Source organism: Methylobacterium sp. 2A, assembly GCF_009806555.1.
In the GTDB taxonomy this organism is placed as follows: Bacteria; Pseudomonadota; Alphaproteobacteria; order Rhizobiales; family Beijerinckiaceae; genus Methylobacterium.
Map to the genome: position 1 here is coordinate 1 of NZ_VUOK01000043.1, position 1,054 is coordinate 1,054.

Annotated in this window: 1 pseudogene; it reads left to right on the forward strand. The window is 68.3% G+C overall.

The features are described from left to right. The first annotated feature begins 115 nt into the window (after positions 1 to 115). A pseudogene (locus FVE89_RS19810) lies at positions 116 to 923 on the forward strand (IS5 family transposase). Positions 924 to 1,054: the final 131 nt, after the last annotated feature.

Genomic DNA, 1,054 nt, shown 5'->3' on the forward strand with positions numbered 1-1,054 from the left:
TCCGTTTGCCCGCGCCCTGGGCCTATGCCCTTTGCCACGCCGCATGATGGGCCAAAGTCGAGCTAAGAGCGCCTAACGGAACGGGCACGGATCGGTTGGGCGGGCGTTGTCGAGCATGGCACGCCCGCTTCTACCCGATGATCTCTGGAACGCGATCGCCCCACTCCTTCCGCCGCCCCGGCCCCGTCCGAAGGGCGGGCGCCGTCCGATCGAGAACCGGGCGGCGCTGACCGGTATCCTGTTCGTGCTGCGCTCAGGCCTGCCCTGGGAGATGCTGCCGGCCGAGATGGGCTGCGGCTGCGGGATGAGTTGCTGGCGCCGGCTTCGCGACTGGCAGGAGGCAGGGGTGTGGGCGCGCCTGCATCAGATCCTGCTGGAGCGCCTACACGCGGCGGGTGAGATCGACTGGAGCCGGGCGAGCCTGGACAGCGCGTCTGTCCCGGCGAAAAAGGGGGCTCTGCCACCGGCCCGAACCCGACGGACCGGGGCAAGGCGGGCACGAAGCGCCACCTCGTCACCGATGCGCGCGGCACGCCGCTCGGCTTCTGCCTGAGCGGGGCCAACCGGCACGACAGCCCGATGCTGGCCCCGACGCTCGAGACGCCATCCCGCCCCTGCGAAGCGGTCGACGGGGGCGGCCGCGCCGGCGGCCCGGCAAGCTGCACGCCGATAAGGCCTATGATGCCAAGGCGAGGCGCCAGGAGTGTAGGGCTCGCGGGATCGTGCCGCGCATCGCTCGTAAAGGCATCGAGAGTAGCGAGCGGCTCGGCCGCCATCGCTGGGTGGTCGAGCGCACCCACGCCTGGTTCAACCGCTTCCGCCGCCTGCCCATCCGCTACGAGCGGCGTAGCGACATCTACGAGGCCTTCACAAGTCTCGCCGCAAGCCTCATCACCCTCAACCAGATCAAACGGTTCTGTTAGGCGCTCTAGGGTGTGAACCGAACCAAGGCATTGCGAGGTCTTTGGTTTTGTGATTCCAGGCAGCCGTTTTGCAGAGTGGAGGCTGCGATGGCGGACCTGTTCTGGCTCTCGGATGAGCAGTGGGCGGTGAT